The following is a 16,939-nucleotide window of genomic DNA, read 5'->3' as shown; positions in this document are numbered from 1 at the left end:
GGACGGCTACGCTGACCCCGTGGTCGCCAGCATCCTCATCTCGATCTCCGCCATCGTCTCGGCGGTGCTCGTCGGCTTCGTCGCGCGCCGCATCATCGGCACAGCGGTGGGCTGGCCGCGGAGCATCGTGGTCGGGCTCCTGGTCTTCGTCCTGGGCGTGCCGTCGGCGGCCTGGACGCTGCGACAGACCGGGCTGGGGGAGGCGGGAGACGCCGTCGCCGCCGAAGAGGTGTGGTTGTGGATCGGTCTGGTCGCTCTGTCACTCGCCTGGGTCTTCGCCCTCGGAGTCGCCGCCCTCGTGGCGAGCGAGGCGATCTTCCCCACCCGTCCCCTGCCGAATCCGATCGATCTGATCCGTGCGGCGTTGCGTCAGCGCAAGCGCACGCGCCGCTATCTGGAAATCCTCACCATCGCGTCGCGGCATGGTGTGGGCTGGCTGTTCCACGGCGGCCGGTCCCGTGTCGAAGATCAGCTCAGCACCTCCGAAGAGCGGGCCAACGCCATCGTCGCGACGATCAACGACGCCGGCGTCAGCTTCGTCAAGCTCGGCCAAGTGCTCTCCACCCGCCGCGACCTCGTCCCCGAGCCCTACCTCAGCGCTCTCGCGACCCTGCAGACGAATGCCCTGACGCTGCCGTGGTCGACGGTACGTCAGGTCATCGAGGCCGACCTCGGGTCCCCCATCGACGAGGTGTTCGCCGACGTCGAGCCCACGCCGCTCGCGGCCGCGTCCGTGGCCCAGGTCCATCGCGCACACCTGCTCGACGGAACTCCGGTGGTCGTGAAGGTGCAGCGCCCGGCCGCGCGCGCCCAGGTCGAGGCGGATGCGGACATCATCGGCCGACTCGCCCATCGCGCCGAGGCGCGCACCCGCGTCGGCCGTGACCTGCGGCTGGAGGCCGTGGCCCGCGGCTTCACGGCCACCCTGCTCGAAGAGCTCGACTACCGCATCGAAGCGCGCAACACGTCGATGATCGGAGCGACGCTCGACGAGATCGACCGAGCCGAACCCGGACGACGCGGCGTCGTCACGGCGCCCCGCGTGTTCCCGGCCGCCTCGCACCAACGGGTGCTGACGATGGAGCTCGTCGACGGGACGGCGCTCAGCGACTCCGCCGAACGCCTGTCCGCCTTGAATGCCGAGCAGCGCGACCGTCTCGCACAGGTCCTCATGTCGACGGTGATCGAGCAGATCCTCGTCTATGGCGTCTTCCACGCCGACCTGCACCCGGGGAACGTCCTGCTCCGCGCCGACGGGACCTTGGGACTCATCGACTTCGGCGCCGTGGGCATCATCGAACGCAGTCGCCGTCAGCAGCTGACCGCGCTCCTCCTCGCGGCGCTCAGCGAGAACGACGTCGCCGCAGCCGATGCCCTTCTGCTGATCGTCGACGTCCCCGACGATCTCGATTTCGACGCCTTCCGCCACGATGTGGGCGTCGTCCTCACGACCGAGCATCTGCGCACGACCGGCCACGGATCGATTTTCACCCGCATGGTCGACGTCATCCGACAGCACCGCATCGCGCTGCCGGGCGAGCTGGCGTCGGCGTTCCGGAGCTTCGCCACCCTCGAGGGATGTCTGCGCGTGCTCGTGGACGACTTCGACATGGCCGGTCGAGCCCTGCCGCTCATGCCCACGCTCCTGCGGCGCACTCTGTCGCTCTCGAGGATGGCGACCGACCTGCAGGCGCAGTCCGTCATCGCCCTCGCGCGCCTCGAGCAGATCCCACGCCGACTAGACGCCCTTCTGACCGGCGCCGAGAAGGGGTCGATCGGCATCACGCTCCGGGGAGAGGACGGCTCCGACGTCAGCGGCATCCTGTCGCGTGTGACGGGCGAGATCGCCTCCACACTCGTGTCGATCGCCGCGGTGGTGATCGCCGTCGTCCTCGTGATCGCCGGCGGCGGCCCCGTCCTCGGCGGATCGATCACGCTCTTCGCGGTCCTCGGCGCCGTCGTCGGTCTCTTCGGATTCCTCGGGCTGCTGCGGATCGTGCGCCGCACCTTCACTCGTCGCGACTGAATCGCGATCAACAGGTCGACCTGCCTCCGATGCCGCCGACGTCGAGTCGCGCGTTCCGCGTGCGGGCTGTCCGTGCGCCGTCGAGCTGTCGCGACCGTCTCCAGGCCCGCCCTCGACGCGCCGCTCTCGCTCGTCGCCCTCGAGGTCGTCCTCCGGCGTCCGGAGCGACCCGACGAGCGCTTCCGCTTCGTTCTCCGACCGAACGGTGACGTCGCCCTGATCGCCCGCACCTGCGGCCGGGCGACGGCGGCCCCGCTCCACGAGCGTGCCCGAATCCGACTCAACCGGCGATTCACCCGGCTGAGTGCCCGATCTCATCCGCGTGTCGTCGCTCTCCGCGGCCGTGCGGAGATCTGTGCCGAGTTCGCGGAGGATGCGCCGGGGGTGCAGCTGCCGCGGGTCGTACTCGCGCCAGTCGGGGGCCATATCGTCGAGATCCCGAGTCACCTGGGCTCGGCCCTGCTGGTAGAGGGCGTGCACTCGCCCGACGACCTGGGGCAGCTTCCGACGCCACTCCCCGAGCCGCGCCGGCCCCACGATCAGTCCCACCAGGACGCCCACGAAGAGGAGCTTGTCGAGCTCGATGCCGAACATCTCAGCCCCTCCGCATCGCACGGCGGGTCGACGGCACATCGAGTTGCGCCCGATGACTACGCCGCGTGGCGCCCACATGAGGGGTCGTCTCTGCCGCCGCCGATCTCGCGGGGAGGGCTGCCACCGCTCCCAGGATGATCGACACGGCCCCGGTGGCCTGGCGCTCGAACTCGGTCCACACGGCCCGCGGCCGACCGACGGGATCGACCAGATCATCGGTCTCGTCCGCCGTAGTCCGCGCGGCCAGACGCGCGCGAGATGCGGCGCTGACCAGACCGGCCCAGTCCGACGCCGCGTCTCGAACGGCGGGCTGCTCGACCAGACGCGCGAACTCCCTCACTGTGAAGACGTTCGAGATGAGGTCGGGGCGCACATCGAGGACGACGCGGCGGTGCGCACGCTCCGCGCACAGCACCGTGTCTCCCGTCGCGAGCACTCCGTCGTCGAGCCGTCGTGTGCGGTGCCCGGCGAGGTCGACTCCGTACGTGCGCCCCAGTTCCACCACCTCCGGCGCCGCCTCATCGCCCGGTCGCGCCGCCGTCCCGGCGCTCTCGACGATCGGGCGCTGCCCCGCGAACGCCGGGAGTCGGGACAACACGAGCCCGGCGACGAAGGGTGACCGGATCTTGTTGGCCGTGCAGACGACGACGATACGATTCCCCACCACGGATCTCCTCCCACCAGCGCCACTCGCCCGTGCAAGGTCGCCTCGCGGCCCAGTCAAATGCACCTCCGGTGCGCGACGGCCCGACGGTGGGCGATTCACGCATCATCGCGACAGGGTGATATCCCGGGTGCCGACGGGCGAGGTTGCCGGACCTCTCGCCGAGGCGGCACCGACGCGATCGAACATGGAGACCTGACCCCAACGAAAGGCCGTCATGGGTATTTTCGGTAACGCCTTCTCGGGCTGGCACCTCCTCCTCATCCTCGCCGTCGTCCTGCTGCTGTTCGGTGCGGCGAAGCTTCCCGGGCTGGCCAAGAGCGTCGGGGAGTCGGTGCGAATTCTCCGGACCGAGAGTAAGGACTCCGCCTCCGTGGGCGAAGACGAGCAACCCGCGCCCGCGGCCGAGAACTCGGACCGCAGTCGGCCCGGGTCACCGACCGCAACGTGACGCGCGCCTCGAAGCCTCGTCGTCCGCGAGCGCGGCGTCCTGCAGATGGGACAGGTGGGGCCATGCCCCTCCTGTCCCATCTGTCTGAGGTGCGCCGGCGCGCAGCCGTCTCCGCGATCGCGGTGGTGATCGGCGGGATCGCGGGGTTCTCCCTGTCGGACGCCGTCATCGCGGCGGCTGCCGAACCGCTCGCCCATGTCACCGGCCCGTCGATCACCGGGCTGAACTTCACCCGGATCGGAGAAGCGTTCGATCTGAAGTTCAAGATCGCCGTGACCCTCGGAATCGTGATCGCGTCGCCGGTGTGGATCACCCAGATCTGGTTGTTCCTCGTCCCCGGCCTCACGTCGCGCGAACGACGAACGAGCATGGTCTTCGTCGGTCTGGCCGTGCCGTTGTTCCTCGGCGGTGCCTGCTTCGGCTGGCTGGTGGTACCGCAGATCGTCGAGCTGCTCGCCGGATTCGCCCCCACCGGCTCGACCACGATGCTGACCGCGAGTCAGTACTTCGACTTCCTCCTCAAACTCGTGGTGGGCGTGGGCCTGGCCTTCGTCTCGCCCCTGGCGATCATCGCGCTCAATGCGGTCGGCGTGCTCAGCGCGCGCAGTGTGCTGCGCGGTTGGCGCATCGCGCTCGTGGTGATCGTGATCTTCTCAGCGGCTGTGACGCCCCCGGCCGACCTGATGAGCATGCTCATCATCGCCCTGCCGCTCTGCGTCCTCTACGTGGGCGCGGCGGCCTGGACATGGGTGCATGACCGTCGGCTAGCTCGCCGCGCCCGCTCCTCCGGGTGACGGCCGCCACGGGACTGTCTCTCAGCGGTCGTCGCCGTCGCGGCTGAGTGCACCGTCGGTCCCGATCTCGCCGAGGAGTCGGCGCTGCAGAAGGTGCGCGCCCTCCCGCGTCAACGCCAGAGACACACCGATCCCCGTCTCGATGACGATCCACGTCTCGGAATCACCCGCGCGGCGCAGCGCTCCGAGTTCGAGCTCGGTCTCTTCTCCGGGGCCCCCGGCGTCTCCTCGGCGGGCCCTCACCGTCACGGACACGCCCACGCTGCGGTGATCTTCGTCGTCCGGATGCACCGTCGCCCCGTGCTCGGTGACGCACCACGCGAAGACGCACCGACTCTTGTCGACAACCTCGCTCGGGAGTCGCTTGCTCATGCCTCACACCTTTCTCGCGGGGACGTCGACGGAAACGACGACCCGAACGTCGGTGGGCACGACATGAGTGAATCGCGAACCTCCGACATCGCGGTCAGCGAGCGGGAGGAAGCCCCTGCGGGGGCGCCGGGATGAGGTCGCGCAGCGGAACCTCGAGAACGTCGGCGAGCGCCACCAGGGTACGAAGTCTCGGGTTCGCCGCCGTTCCGGGGTTGGACTCGCCCTTCTCCAGCTTCCGATAGGTGAACGTGGCGAGTCCTGCGGCGTGCGCCACCTGCTCCTGCGACATCCGCTTCTCTGCGCGCGCGCGGAGCATCCTGGCGCCGAGTTCGCGGGCGAAGTCGGTCCAGGGGTCGGGCTCGTCGCTCATGCGTCCAGCTTGCAGGCCCACTTACGCTCACATGAACATGTAAACATTCTCCGTATGAGAGAGCGGCTCGTCTGCGCACCGGCGGCGTTCCTGGTGAGAAGTCGAGCCCCTCGGGTGACCGCGGAGGCGATCGTGTCTCGCGCCTGTGCTCCCCGCCCCGGCGGACGGGGTCTGTCAGGCCCGCCAGGGTCGGCATCCCTTACCGTCGATGCCCGCTTCACCCCGCCGGGCCCGATGCTCCGGTCCATCGCGACCGGACGGCGCGGTGAGAGAGTCCCCGCGCCCACCGTCGCGTCCATTCCCGGGCGCCGGTCTCGTGAACATCCCCCGGGCATGGACCACGGAGCTCACATGCGAACATCACTCTCACTCGTCGAATCACCCGAACAGCGGCCGAGCGTCATCCAAAGCCGCAGCCCGCGCCCCTCCCCGTGGCCGCGTCGCTATGCCCTGTGGGTCACCATCACCGACGCGATGGTCGTCGCAACGGTCACCTTCGGCACACAGATCCTCTGGTTGGGACCGCACCCCGTCGCCGTCGCGTCGTCGCCGTTCACCTACACGACCGTCTCCGCGGGGCTGAGCCTGGCCTGGATGGCGGCCCTGTCCCTGTGGGGGACGCGTCAGGGGCGGGTGATCGGATACGGCGTCGCCGAGTACCGACTCGTGCTCGGCGCCTCCGTGCAGCTCTTCGGACTCGTGGCCATCGTGACGTACCTGACCGGGGCCGACCTGTCGCGCGGGTACTTCCTCCTCGGACTCCCCCTCGGTTCCCTCGCCTTGATCCTGGGCAGACTCCTCTGCCGGAGCTGGCTCGCACGGCGGAGGCGGTACGGCGCCATGAGTGCCCGCGTCGTCCTCGTCGGCAGCGCCGAGGAGAACGCGCGGGTGTCGACCGAACTCGCCCGCCAGCCATCGGCGGGCCTCCATGTCGTGGGTGTCCACACCCTTGATCGCGCGGAGTTCGGATCCACGTGGTCGGAAGAGCAAGCTCGCCTCCTGCGCGGGCGGCTCGACGATCTCGGCGCCGACAGCGTCCTCGTCTCGGGTGGGGCGGTCCTCGATGCGCACGACATCCGCAGGATCGGCTGGAGCCTCGACCCGGGGCGTCGGCACCTCATCGTGGCCGTCAACCTGACCGACGTGGCCGGTCCTCGGTTGCACACACGACCCGTGGCGGGGCTCCCTCTGGTTCACATCGAGACCCCCCAGTACTCACTCACACAGCGCGTGATGAAGCGGGCGTTCGACATCGTGGGCGCCGGCAGCCTGGTGCTGCTCCTCGCCCCGATCTTCGCCACGCTGGCCGTCCTCGTGCGCGCATCCGGGCCGGGACCGATCCTTTACCGGCAGGAGCGCGTCGGCCAGGGCGGCAACCCGTTCGGCATGCTGAAGTTCCGGTCGATGATCGACGGCGCCGACTCCCGTCTGCAGGAACTGCTGAGCGCTCAGGGACGCGACGGAACGCCGCTGTTCAAGGTGGAGAACGATCCCCGAATCACCCCGGTGGGTCGGTGGCTCCGCAAGTTCTCGCTCGATGAACTGCCGCAGCTCTTCAACGTCCTCGGGGGCCAGATGAGCCTGGTCGGGCCGCGACCGCAGCGAGACGCCGAGGTGCAGTTCTACGACGACGACGCCCACCGTCGCCTCATCGTCCGACCGGGCATGAGCGGATTGTGGCAGGTCAGCGGTCGTTCCGCTCTGGCGTGGGACGACGCCATCCGCCTCGACCTGTTCTACGTCGAGAACTGGTCTCTCATCGGCGACATCGTCATCCTCCTCCGCACCTTCAAAGCCGTGCTGGCTCCCGGCGGCACCGCCCACTGAACGCGACGAAGGCGCCGGCTCATCTGAGCCGGCGCCTTCGTCGTTTCCGTGCGGGCGATCAGTTTCGTCGGGTGCGGCGGCTGCTCACCGTCTCCGCGGTCTCGACGCCGGCCGGGGCCGCCGCTCCGGTTTCACCCGTGGTGTCACCCTCCGCCACCGCGGAGGTCCTGCGCTGCGAGAGAGTGCGTAACCCGCTGACGTTCTCGGGCGGCAGCCCCCCGGATCGCCGGCGTGGCCCCGTCTCCGTGCCCGTGCCGGCGGGGTTCTTCCCCCGTCGACGAAGACTGAGCCGCCACCACGGCCGAGGTGACGACTGGGGAACGCCGTACCCGTAATACCCGCCGTACTGCGTGCCGTAGTAGCTCGAGTCGACACCGCGCAGCGGCATCCGGTTCAGCACGATCCCGAGAAGGTGACCCCGCGTCTTGGCGATGTTGTCGATGGCGCGGGTCAGCATGTCGTCGGTCGTCCGCCCGGCGGTTACGACGACGACGGCACCATCGGCCCAGCTCGCGATGACAGCCGCGTCAGCGACCGTGAGCGTCGGCGGCGAGTCGACGATGACCACCATGTCGTCGGCGAGCTTGCGGGCCAGGGACTGCATGCGTTGCGAACCGACCATCTCGCTCGGGTTCGGCGGCGTGCGGCCGGCGGCGACGACGAACAGCCGCCCGTGCTCGTCGACCTGGTGCGCCACCTGCTCGATCTGCGCGCGGCCGGCCAGCACGTCCGACAGGCCGACGTCGTCGGAGAAACCGAACATCCCGCCGAGGACCGGACGCCGCAGATCGGCGTCGATGAGGACCACGGACTGGCCGGTCGCGGCGATGCTCACCGCGAGGTTGGCGGCGGTCGTCGACTTGCCGTCACCCGGGAGCGGGCTCGTGACGACCATGACCCGGGCGGGCCGGTCGACATCCACGTACTGCAGGTTGGTCCGCAGCTCCCGCATCGCCTCTTTGTGGGCGAACGAGCCCCGGCCGTCCTTGATGTCATCGAAGGAGAACACCGCCCGTCCGCCTGCCAGCTCCTTGTCGACGGGAAGGACCCCGACGACGGAGGCGTCGACGGCGTCGGTGATGTCGCGTGGGGAGCGGACCCGCCGGTCGAACGCCCGGCGGACGAGGGCGAAGATGATGCCCGTCACGCCGCCGGCGAGGGCGCCGAGGGTGACGTCGAGTCGGACGTTCGGTGACGACGGGGCGGTCGGAAGACGCGCCGAGTCGCCCGCGACCAGGCTCACCGCGCTCTGCCCGACCCCGCCCGTCTCGAGCTGATCGATCTCGGCCGTCATCCCGCGGACCCATGCTTCCGCGAGATCGCGCGCTGATTCCGGGGTCGGCCCGGTGGCATCCACCCTCACGTTGACGGTGTCGATCGGGTTGGAGACGCGGACGCGCTGAACGAGCGACTCGGGGCTGTCGGTGAGCCCGAGCTCCTGCCGTGCCGTCTCGGCGACACTGCGCCAGTACCCCATGTCGATGAACGACTTCACCTTCGACAGGGCGAGTTGATCCCCGGCGAGCGCGGCACCGGTGGAGCCGTCGGACGCCACGGCGGCGACGTATCCGCTCGCATCCGCCGTGTACACCCGCGGTTGCAGAGAGCTCCACCCGAGGCCCGCCAATCCGCCCACGGCGATCAGAGCGATGATCGCCTTCCAATAGGCGCGCAGGATGCGCACCACCCGCTGCATGTCCACTTCGTCCGCCTTTCAGGACACGACGGCGGCACCGTCGGGTCGCCCGCAGCATAGGCACATGGACGGCTGGGTCCTGACGTGTCCGTGGCCGGGAACCCGGGGGCGAAGGCGTCGTCGGCGAAGTCGACGGGCGATGAACAGGGTGACGTCGATAGGGGTGAGAAGGGGATGACGGACAGGATGAAAGATGCGATTTTCGCCCGATCCGACTCGCCCTCACCCTCAGGATCATCTCTACGCGGTCGACGCCTCGCCGCGCCGACGAACCTCTTCGCCCGCCCGAGGAAGGGGTCGTCCTCATCTCCTGGAGGTACCCATGCTCATCGACGTGGACACCGTCCCCACCGGCGTCCGAGCGATCCGACGGATCAGCCGATTCTGGGCACCGCGCGCCGAACCCCTCACGCTCCTGCATGACGCGCTCTCGAGCGACGTCGTCCTGCTGCGGGGCCCGGCCGGAGTGGGCAAGACGTCTCTGCTCCGACAGTTCGCGGCATCCCTCGACGACGACGCCGATCGCGGCGTCCAATTCATCGACGGCAGTCGCACGACCCCCGAGAGCATGCCACGGATCCTCGCCGCCTTCGGCGAGGGTCCGAGTGCGCACGTGCTGCTGATCGACAACCACATCGAGGGCACGGGGCTGTCGACCGAGCACGTGCTGCATCTCCTGCGCTCCGACTCGAATCTGCAGATCGTCGTGGCGACCCGGCAGGCGACGGGGCTCGAGAGCCCGCTGGTCGCCCTCGAGTTCGACGTCCAGGTGATCCCCGCGGAGCGTCTGCTCATGACGAGGGACGATCTCGCCGACGTGCTGGCGCTGAACGGTGTCGCGACGACGGAAGTGGGGATCGACGCGCTCGCCGAGCGCACCCACGGATGGCCCGCACTGGTTCAACTCGCCAGCGCACGCCTGCGTCTCGAGGGCATGCCCCTGCGCACGCGCGACGAGGCGACGGCCGTCGCCGAGTACGCCAACGCCGCGTTCACCAGCGACCTCGAGCACCGGCTGGACGTGCCGGTCTCCGACGACGTCCGCCTGCTGGCCGTGGCGCCGCACGTGACCGTGGCGATCGCGGATGCGATGGGGGTCGATCCGACGGAGGGGTCGACGGGCGAGCTGGTCGCCCACCTGCAGGACGCGGGCTTCATGTGGCCGAGTTCGACGCGCCTGACGCTGGCGCAACCCATCCGCGAGCAGTGGTTGCGTGAGATCACCGCGCGCCGACCCGACGACGTGGCGCACGCCCGCCTGCGGCTGCTCGCACACCTCGTCGCCGGCGGCGAGCCGCTGCTCGCCGCCCAGTTGGCGGCGGACGCGGAGCAGTGGGCCACCCTCGCCGGCGTGCTGCGCTCATCGGGCCCCGAGATCTGGGCCCGAGACCCGGACGGGTTCGATCGTCTGGTCGCGCTGCTACGAACGCGCGGTCCCGTCACGCCGGTGATCGTCGACGCCCTGCTGGCTCTGGACCCCGCGACGGCGACGTCGCTCGACACCCCCGGTCTCGTCGTCGCCGCTCTCGGTCAGCTCCCGGATGCCAAGAGCGCGGCCTCGGGAAACCCCGATGCCCTGATCCTGCGCGTGAGTCTGCTGCGGGCGGCCGGCCGATTCGCTCTCGCGACCGAGGCCGCATCCCTGCTCACCGACGTCGTCCGCCGCTCCCGCGATCTGAGCGCCGAGATGGTGTGCGAGGCGTGGTACCAGATCGGAATGACCTCGTTCGCGATGGGAAGACTGCGCGACGCCCGCATGGCGCTGGACCAGGCCGAACGTGCAGCGCCCCCCGCCCGGCGCATGCGCGCCCGTGGGGCGATCGCGGTCATCGATCTGCTCGAGGGCGACATCCGCGGCGCGCAGCAGGTGGTGGCACCCGACAGGGACGACAACTGGCGCAGCTCGCCCTGGGGCGAGGGCATCCGACTCGCCGAGGCGTGGCTGAGCTTGGAGGCGGGTGACGCAGCGGGCGCTCGTGCACTGTTCGACCGGCTCCCCGCGACGGAGGGAGCACGCGAGCTCTGGCCCTTCGCGGCCGGCGTGCACGCCGTGTCATTCCTGCTGTCGGGCTCGGCGTCCGACGCGCTCGGTCTCCTGAGGACCTGGATGACCCGGGCGCGCAGCACCCCGCCCTCCCACTTCCAGTCCACGCAGATCCTCACGGCACGCGCCAAGGTCCTCATCGCCCTCCGTCAGGCGCGCAAGGCGCTCTCGCTGTTCGAGGGGCCTTTCGCGCTCGCGTCGACGACGGCGCCCGCCATCGCCCTGTCGCAGCTGTACGCCGGACGCGCGCACGAGGCTTTCGTGATGAGCGTGAAGTGGGGGCTGCACCACGAGCCGTCACCGCGGGCGGCGCTGGAGAGTCTGGTCGTCAGCGTCATCGCCGACGTACGCCTCAACGGCGACGCGGCCCACCGAACGGCGGCGCAACGCGCCGAAGCGCTGAGCGCACGTCACGATCTGTGGAGCCCCTGGAGCGCGGTCGCCCCCGAGGATCGCGGTCTCGTCCTTCAGATGCTTTCGCCCGCATCGAGGGAGGAGATCACCCGGAGATGCTCGTTCTTCGCCTCGTCGGTCAGCGTTCCGCACCTCACGAAGCGCGAACAGGTGGTCCTCGCCCACCTCACGCCGGCCTCGACCATCGCCGACATCGCGAGAGCCCTGGTGGTCTCACCCAACACCGTCAAGACGCAGTTGCAGAGCCTCTACCGCAAGCTCGAGGTCTCCGACCGGTCGAGCGCGATCCGGGCGGCCCACGCCTGGGGGCTCATCGAGAGCGATCCGGAGGGGTGATCGTGGGGCGGTCGCGGCGGCCTCGTCGCGACCGCCCCACGATCATGCGCGCCACGGCCAGCAGGACCACGACCACGATCACTCCCGGCACCGACAGGGGCACCCCGGCCCCGCGGAGCACGAAGAGGATGACGACGAACGACGCCAGCGGAATCACCCACCCCGCCACCCGACGCAGCCGCCCCAGACGGGCGGGCGCACTGTCAGTGCCTCGACGACGACTCATGGCGCCGACACGTCGCGTCGTGTCGTCGCCCGGTTGTCGGCGGCGACCTGCAGGCCGAAGACTCCGAACCACGCGATGGCGAGTGTGGCGGCGGTGAATTCCAGGTTGCCCCCCAGGACCGTGTCGCCACGGAAGAGGGCGATCATCGCTCCGGTGAGAGAGGTGGCACCCACCGCGACCAACGTGATGACGCTCGCCGCGCGCATCCACGGCCGACGACGGAGAGCCGCCACCTGGGCCATGGCCACCAGGGCGAGCGCGAAGCCCAGGACCGCGAACGAGATGTGGACGAGATCTTGCGGGAGGGCACCGGGGGTGAACGGAACGGGGCAGCCCGGTGAGCACGTGATGACGGATGCCACTCCGAAGCACAGACCGCACAGCAGCAGCGTCGTGGCGACCGGCCATCCGGCCACGAAGCCCGCGCCGCGCGCGATCGTCGCGCGATCGACGAGGACCGTGGCCACGGCGAGCAGGAGCAGAGCGAGGTTGAACACGGGTGCCGTCGGCATGCCCGTCGCTCCGAGTTGGCTGACGTAATGAACGTGGGGATCCGCCGCGCGGCAGATCCAGATGAGTCCGGCACTCGCGAAGGCGGAGATCCCGCCGATCAGGGCCAACCGCGTCGAGCGGCTGACAGCGCGCCCGGCTCGCGTATCGGCGGGCCGCTCGAGGGTGTCGGTCATCGGCTCCTCCTGGTGGGGCTCGGCCACCCTATCGTCTCCTTCTGGCGTCGCCGGCGGCCTGAGGTGATCTGTCCGTCGGTGCGGGTGATTTCGCTGTGCACCGTCGCGGCGGGCCGGCGCGCGAGACCAAGCTGGACGTGCGGGCAGAGCGAGGCGTCGCCTGCGAGCCGGGGGGCCGCACCGCTTGATGCTCTCGCTCTGCCCGCACCTCGCATCGCCGTCGGGTGATGCCACGCGCAGCGGCACGGGCACCCGTCCGGCACGGGCGAAAGCGCGGGTGAGAAAAGCGCCGGATCACCGGCTGGTGTCCGGCCGCTGTGCAAATCTCGATACCGAGCGGTCGTCGAGTGGTTCTCCCCCAAGATCTCGACTCTCCCAAGGCGACCGTTCTCCCCCGATGCGCGGTCCCGCGGCCCCGGCACCCCAACCGCGGGACCGCGCATCTCCCACGAACCTCCCGCCGCGTCGACGGGCGTCGGCCGCGACGAGATGGAAGACATCCGCGACGGACGCCCGAACCGAGGAGGTCACCCATGATCGAGCCCACCGCCCACGAACTCGGCGACGCGCGGCGCGATCCGACGTCGTGGCCGCTCGGCGCTGCTGCCGACGCTTCGCCGCTGGACACGCTGTTGAACGCGCTCGTCACCGACGACGGATCGGCTCCGGTCTTCCCGATCGGCTTCCGCGGTTACGACCGCGACGCGGTCGACGGCGCCGTCCGTGCGCTCGGCGAGCGCGTGCGACGGGCCACAGCCGACACCCACGAAGCGAAGCTGCGCGCCGAAGCGATGTTCGCGCAGCAGCAGGCCGAGCACGACCAGGAACTCGAAGAAGCCGCCCGTCGATACGCCGCGGCGACCGCCGCCCTCCACGACGACGTGCGCGCGTCCGCGGCGCGCGCGGCGGACGCGGAGACGCAGGTCGCCGCGTTGTCGAGCGAGTTCGCCGCTCGCCGCAGCGAGCAGTCCGATACCCCGCAGGAACGTCAGCAGTTCGACGCGATCCTCCGCGTCGCCGAGGAACAGGCATCGGTGCTGGTGCAGAACGCCGTCGGTCAGGCCGAACGGCTGCTCGCCGGGGCGCGCGACGACGTGGCATCCCTGCGCGAGGAGGCCATCGCCGAGCAGGAGCGCGTGCGCGCCGAGGCGCGGCATGAAGCCGACCAGGTACGTCTGCGCATCGAGACGGAGGCGACGGCCCATGCCGCGCGCCTCGAGCGCGAGAGCGCCCACGCGTCCGAACGGGTCGATCAGGCCGAGCGCGAGGCCGTCGCCGTGCGCACCGAGTCGGAGAGGGGCGCCGCGGCGCTGCGGTCGATGGTGTCACGCGAGACGAGCGAACTCCGCGCCGCGGCGGAGCGTGACGTGCGCGAGATGACCGCTCGCGTGCTCGAGTTCGAGGAGTCCCTCACGCGACGCCAGGACGAGGCGCAGCAGGAGTTCCTCGTCCTGCACAACCAGGCTGTGGCACACGCCGAACGCATCACGACCGACGCGAGCGAGCAGGTGTCCGCCGCCCTCGAGCACGCGCGGCGGATCGGTGCGCGCGCCGACGACTACGAGCGCCTCGCCCGCGCGCAGGCTCAACAGGTCGAAGCCGACGCGCAGATGCGGGCGCGCGAGATCCTCGACGACGCCGGCGACAAGGCGCGGCGCATCGCCGACACGATCAGCGCGCACAGCGTCGGGGTGCTGCGCGATGCGGAGGACCGCGCGCGCGACCTCCGGTGGCAGCAGCAGCAGCTCGACAGCTTCCTGACGGAGATGAGCGAGCTCCTGCGCACGGTCCCGCGCGGAACCCCCGCATGGGCCCACGACAGCCTCTCACCCGCACCGGGTGCAGAGGGATCGGACGCCGACGCACCCGCCGGCGACGTGTCGGGTGCCGATGCGCCGGACGACCCGGCATCCGGTCAGCAAGACTGAGCCGCCCGTCGCGCCGCAGGTTAACGTGGAGCCATGCGAAACGTTCCCCTCGGCACGACCGGCCTGACCGTCCCCAACGTCGTCGCCGGCATGATGCGCATCGACGACAAGACCGACGACGAGGTGCGCGCCCTCTACGACTCCGCGCGCGCCGCCGGGATCGACTTCTTCGACCACGCCGACATCTACGCGCGCTCGCTGCACTCCGCCGAGGAGCGGTTCGCCGAGGCGCTGCGACTGAGCGACGCCGAGCGAGGAGAGATCCGCCTGCAGACCAAGGCGGGCATCGTGCGCGAAGGTCCCTTCTTCGATTTCTCGTACGAGCACCTCGTCTCGTCCGTGGAGGCGTCGCTGCGCGCCCTGCGCACCGACTACGTCGACGTTCTGCTGCTGCACCGGCCCGACGCCCTCGTCGAGCCTGCCGAAGTCGCCCGCGCCTTCGACCATCTCGAGGACTCGGGCAAGGTGCGCGCGTTCGGCGTGTCAAATCACACGCCCCGCCAGATCGATCTGCTGCGCACTGCCGTCCGGCAGCCTCTCGTGGCCAACCAGGTACAGCTGTCGATCGCTCACGCGCCCGTCGTGGTCCAGGGGATCGCCGCGAATATGGAGAGTGCGACGCAGTCCTCCGTTCTGGACGGCGGAGGTCTTGTCGAGTACTGCCGCATCGAGGGCATCACCCTCCAAGCCTGGTCACCACTGCAGGGCACCCGCGGCGGCGGGGGCGTCTTCCTCGGTCACCCCGAGTACCCCGAACTCAACGCCGTCATCGACCAGTTGGCGGAGGCGTACGGGGTGACGCCCCTGGCCATCGCGGTCGCCTGGATCACCCGGCATCCGGCTGACATGCAGGTCGTGCTCGGCACGACGAACGCCGACCGCGTCACCGACGCGGCCGCGGGCTCCGACCTGCGTCTCACGCGCGCGGAGTGGTACGCACTCGTTCGCGCGGCGGGCTATATCGTTCCCTGATCGACCTCGCGGCGAGCCGCGGGCGGGTCTTCAGTCGCCGCGACGCTTGCGCCGTCCACGGGTGATCACGAAGATGCCCCCGGCGACCACCACCGCGGCGGCGATGAGCGGGATGAGCACGAACGTGAGGCGCCCTGTCTCGGCTTCGGGATCGGGCGCGGCCTGAGCGGAGTCGTCGCCCGCCGATGGGGTGGTCGTCGTGGATGGGGTGGGAGCGGCGGGTGCCGGTTCCGCGGTGGCCGCCGAGACCGCGATGGTGGCCTGAGCCAGAACGGACTCACCCGTACCGACGGCGATGACGATGTCGCCGGATCGAGTGGGGGTGAACTCCACGACAGCTGTCCCCTGCGTCACCGGCACGGCCACGGTCGTCTCGCTACTCTCGACTCCGTCGCCGCTGAACGCCCCGGCATCCGTGTCGTCGATGCCGAAGGTGGCCGTCTCGAGCCCGCCCAACCCGGACGCGGTGATGGTCGTCGTCTCACCCAGAGACACCGTCGAGGGCTCCCCGACGACGCTGGGAGGCGTCGCCGCCGAGGCGGAGAACGGCACACTCACCAGCGCAGCAAGCAGAACGGCGGTCGCGGGCAGAATGGTTCTGATTCGCACGGGGGTCCCTTCGTCGGTCCGGGCCACGCTAGCCACGAGCGATCGCCCACGCGCGGCGCTGGACGACACGGCCATCACGCGCTAGGACACCCTCGCGCACGCTCGATAAACTGATCCGAGCCTGCTCGGCGAGAGGAGACGGATGAGGCCTCTCACACGGTTGCCGCTCGGCGCTCTGTCGAGCGCGGTATCCGCTGTCATCTGCGCCGTACCTACCCTTGTTCTGCCGGCGGATTCACCGAACGCGCCGAAGGTGGCGTTGCTCGCCGTCGCCGCGGTGGTGTTCGTCGTCGGAACGGTGCTCGTTCGCCGTGAGGACCGCCCGACACGCGGAGCGGCGACCGACGGCGACGACACCCCCGAGTCCTGAGAGGCGATGCCCGATACGCACCGACCCGACCGACGCGAGATCAGCGTGCGGTGGGATCGAGCATCTCGGCGGTGACGATCGAGATCGGTTCCGTGGGGACGTCCCACGCGGCCGCGGGGGCGATCACGCCGCGCGTGCGAGCGAGCGCGCACCCTTGGACCGGGCCTGCGCAATCGGAGCGCCGGCGGCGGCGGCGTCTTCCACCGCGATGTCGAGGCTGAGTCCCCGCGACGAGTTGGCGTCGTTGGCCATGCGCTTCAGCAGGTTCTGGTCCAGCGTCTCGGGCTGCTCCGAGTCGAAGACGAAGCGCAACGGAATGGACGGCTGCAACCAGATGGTCGAGCGACCGACGGGTTCGTCGGGCCCGTGCACCCACGAGAGGGTGAAGCTCTCACCGCGCCGGAGCTTGGTCGAGACGACCACCTTCACGTGTGCCAGCATTCGGTCCTCGACGGTGATCGGTTCGGTTGTAGTGCCGTAGTAGAGCTTCGCCATGATGTACCCCTCTGCTCGTTGCTTGGTTTAGAACTTACTAGGTAGACTAGCGAATAGGCAAACGA

The 16,939-nt window shown here is 70.0% G+C and carries 16 protein-coding genes; 8 read left to right on the top strand and 8 right to left on the bottom strand.

The window, feature by feature from the left end; all coding sequences use genetic code 11:
- Nucleotides 1–19: 19 nt before the first annotated feature.
- Nucleotides 20–2,026 (top strand): AarF/ABC1/UbiB kinase family protein, encoded by a 2,007-nt coding sequence (locus MT347_RS01990; RefSeq protein ID WP_243497561.1) that lies wholly within the window; start codon nt 20–22, stop codon nt 2,024–2,026.
- A 595-nt stretch (nt 2,027–2,621) separates the two neighbouring features.
- Here MT347_RS01990 and MT347_RS01985 read toward each other — a convergent pair.
- A complete protein-coding gene (locus MT347_RS01985) occupies nt 2,622–3,287 on the bottom strand; it encodes a hypothetical protein (protein ID WP_243497555.1) in 666 nt (221 codons plus the stop codon).
- 214 nt (nt 3,288–3,501) lie between these two features.
- Between MT347_RS01985 and MT347_RS01980 the strand changes: the two genes are divergently transcribed.
- Nucleotides 3,502–3,735: a twin-arginine translocase TatA/TatE family subunit gene (locus MT347_RS01980; protein WP_243497554.1), complete on the top strand. Its 234-nt coding sequence runs from the start codon at nt 3,502–3,504 to the stop codon at nt 3,733–3,735.
- A 62-nt stretch (nt 3,736–3,797) separates the two neighbouring features.
- On the top strand, nt 3,798–4,529 hold the full coding sequence (gene tatC, locus MT347_RS01975; protein WP_243497551.1) for a twin-arginine translocase subunit TatC: 732 nt from the start codon (nt 3,798–3,800) through the stop codon (nt 4,527–4,529).
- 21 nt (nt 4,530–4,550) lie between these two features.
- On the opposite strand, the gene MT347_RS01970 is transcribed toward tatC, so the two are convergent.
- The gene (locus MT347_RS01970; RefSeq protein WP_243497548.1) at nt 4,551–4,901 is read right to left on the bottom strand and encodes a hypothetical protein; all 351 of its coding nucleotides are present in this window, start codon (nt 4,899–4,901) and stop codon (nt 4,551–4,553) included.
- A 94-nt stretch (nt 4,902–4,995) separates the two neighbouring features.
- A complete protein-coding gene (locus MT347_RS01965) occupies nt 4,996–5,271 on the bottom strand; it encodes a helix-turn-helix domain-containing protein (RefSeq protein ID WP_243497547.1) in 276 nt (91 codons plus the stop codon).
- 351 nt (nt 5,272–5,622) lie between these two features.
- Between MT347_RS01965 and MT347_RS01960 the strand changes: the two genes are divergently transcribed.
- Nucleotides 5,623–7,098, top strand: a complete 1,476-nt coding sequence (locus MT347_RS01960) for a sugar transferase (RefSeq protein ID WP_243497546.1) — start codon at nt 5,623–5,625, stop codon at nt 7,096–7,098.
- Nucleotides 7,099–7,156: 58 nt separating this feature from the next.
- Here the strand turns inward: MT347_RS01960 and MT347_RS01955 are convergent, their stop codons facing one another.
- On the bottom strand, nt 7,157–8,794 hold the full coding sequence (locus MT347_RS01955; protein WP_243497543.1) for a polysaccharide biosynthesis tyrosine autokinase: 1,638 nt from the start codon (nt 8,792–8,794) through the stop codon (nt 7,157–7,159).
- Between the two features lie 322 nt (nt 8,795–9,116).
- Here MT347_RS01955 and MT347_RS01950 point away from each other — a divergent pair, with 322 nt between their 5' ends.
- Complete coding sequence (locus MT347_RS01950) at nt 9,117–11,588, top strand: LuxR C-terminal-related transcriptional regulator (protein ID WP_243497538.1); 2,472 nt, start codon at nt 9,117–9,119, stop codon at nt 11,586–11,588.
- Here the strand turns inward: MT347_RS01950 and MT347_RS01945 are convergent.
- The gene (locus MT347_RS01945) at nt 11,563–11,814 is read right to left on the bottom strand and encodes a hypothetical protein (RefSeq protein ID WP_243497534.1); all 252 of its coding nucleotides are present in this window, start codon (nt 11,812–11,814) and stop codon (nt 11,563–11,565) included. The two genes, MT347_RS01950 and MT347_RS01945, sit on opposite strands and share 26 nt — an antisense overlap.
- Nucleotides 11,811–12,527: a DUF998 domain-containing protein gene (locus tag MT347_RS01940; protein ID WP_243497532.1), complete on the bottom strand. Its 717-nt coding sequence runs from the start codon at nt 12,525–12,527 to the stop codon at nt 11,811–11,813. Before MT347_RS01940 ends, MT347_RS01945 begins: the two co-directional genes overlap by 4 nt.
- A 506-nt stretch (nt 12,528–13,033) precedes the next feature.
- Here MT347_RS01940 and MT347_RS01935 point away from each other — a divergent pair.
- Together MT347_RS01935 and MT347_RS01930 are read left to right on the top strand one after the other, a co-directional pair.
- Nucleotides 13,034–14,428 carry a cell division initiation protein gene (locus MT347_RS01935; protein ID WP_243497530.1) on the top strand — a complete coding sequence of 465 codons (1,395 nt, stop codon included), beginning with the start codon at nt 13,034–13,036 and terminating at the stop codon, nt 14,426–14,428.
- A gap of 33 nt (nt 14,429–14,461) precedes the next feature.
- Nucleotides 14,462–15,400: an aldo/keto reductase family oxidoreductase gene (locus MT347_RS01930; RefSeq protein ID WP_243497526.1), complete on the top strand. Its 939-nt coding sequence runs from the start codon at nt 14,462–14,464 to the stop codon at nt 15,398–15,400.
- Nucleotides 15,401–15,430: 30 nt separating this feature from the next.
- On the opposite strand, the gene MT347_RS01925 is transcribed toward MT347_RS01930, so the two are convergent.
- A complete protein-coding gene (locus MT347_RS01925; protein ID WP_243497521.1) occupies nt 15,431–16,009 on the bottom strand; it encodes a hypothetical protein in 579 nt (192 codons plus the stop codon).
- 142 nt (nt 16,010–16,151) lie between these two features.
- On the opposite strand from MT347_RS01925, the gene MT347_RS01920 reads away from it, so the two are divergent.
- Nucleotides 16,152–16,379 carry a hypothetical protein gene (locus tag MT347_RS01920; RefSeq protein WP_243497519.1) on the top strand — a complete coding sequence of 76 codons (228 nt, stop codon included), beginning with the start codon at nt 16,152–16,154 and terminating at the stop codon, nt 16,377–16,379.
- A 123-nt stretch (nt 16,380–16,502) separates the two neighbouring features.
- Here MT347_RS01920 and MT347_RS01915 read toward each other — a convergent pair whose 3' ends face one another.
- Nucleotides 16,503–16,874 carry a hypothetical protein gene (locus MT347_RS01915; RefSeq protein WP_243497517.1) on the bottom strand — a complete coding sequence of 124 codons (372 nt, stop codon included), beginning with the start codon at nt 16,872–16,874 and terminating at the stop codon, nt 16,503–16,505.
- Nucleotides 16,875–16,939: the final 65 nt, after the last annotated feature.

Origin of the sequence: Microbacterium sp. VKM Ac-2923, from assembly GCF_022815605.1 — a bacterium.
Classification (GTDB): domain Bacteria; phylum Actinomycetota; class Actinomycetes; order Actinomycetales; family Microbacteriaceae; genus Microbacterium.
The sequence above is the reverse complement of the archived record's forward strand: the minus strand, read 5'-3'. Positions and strand labels throughout refer to the sequence as shown.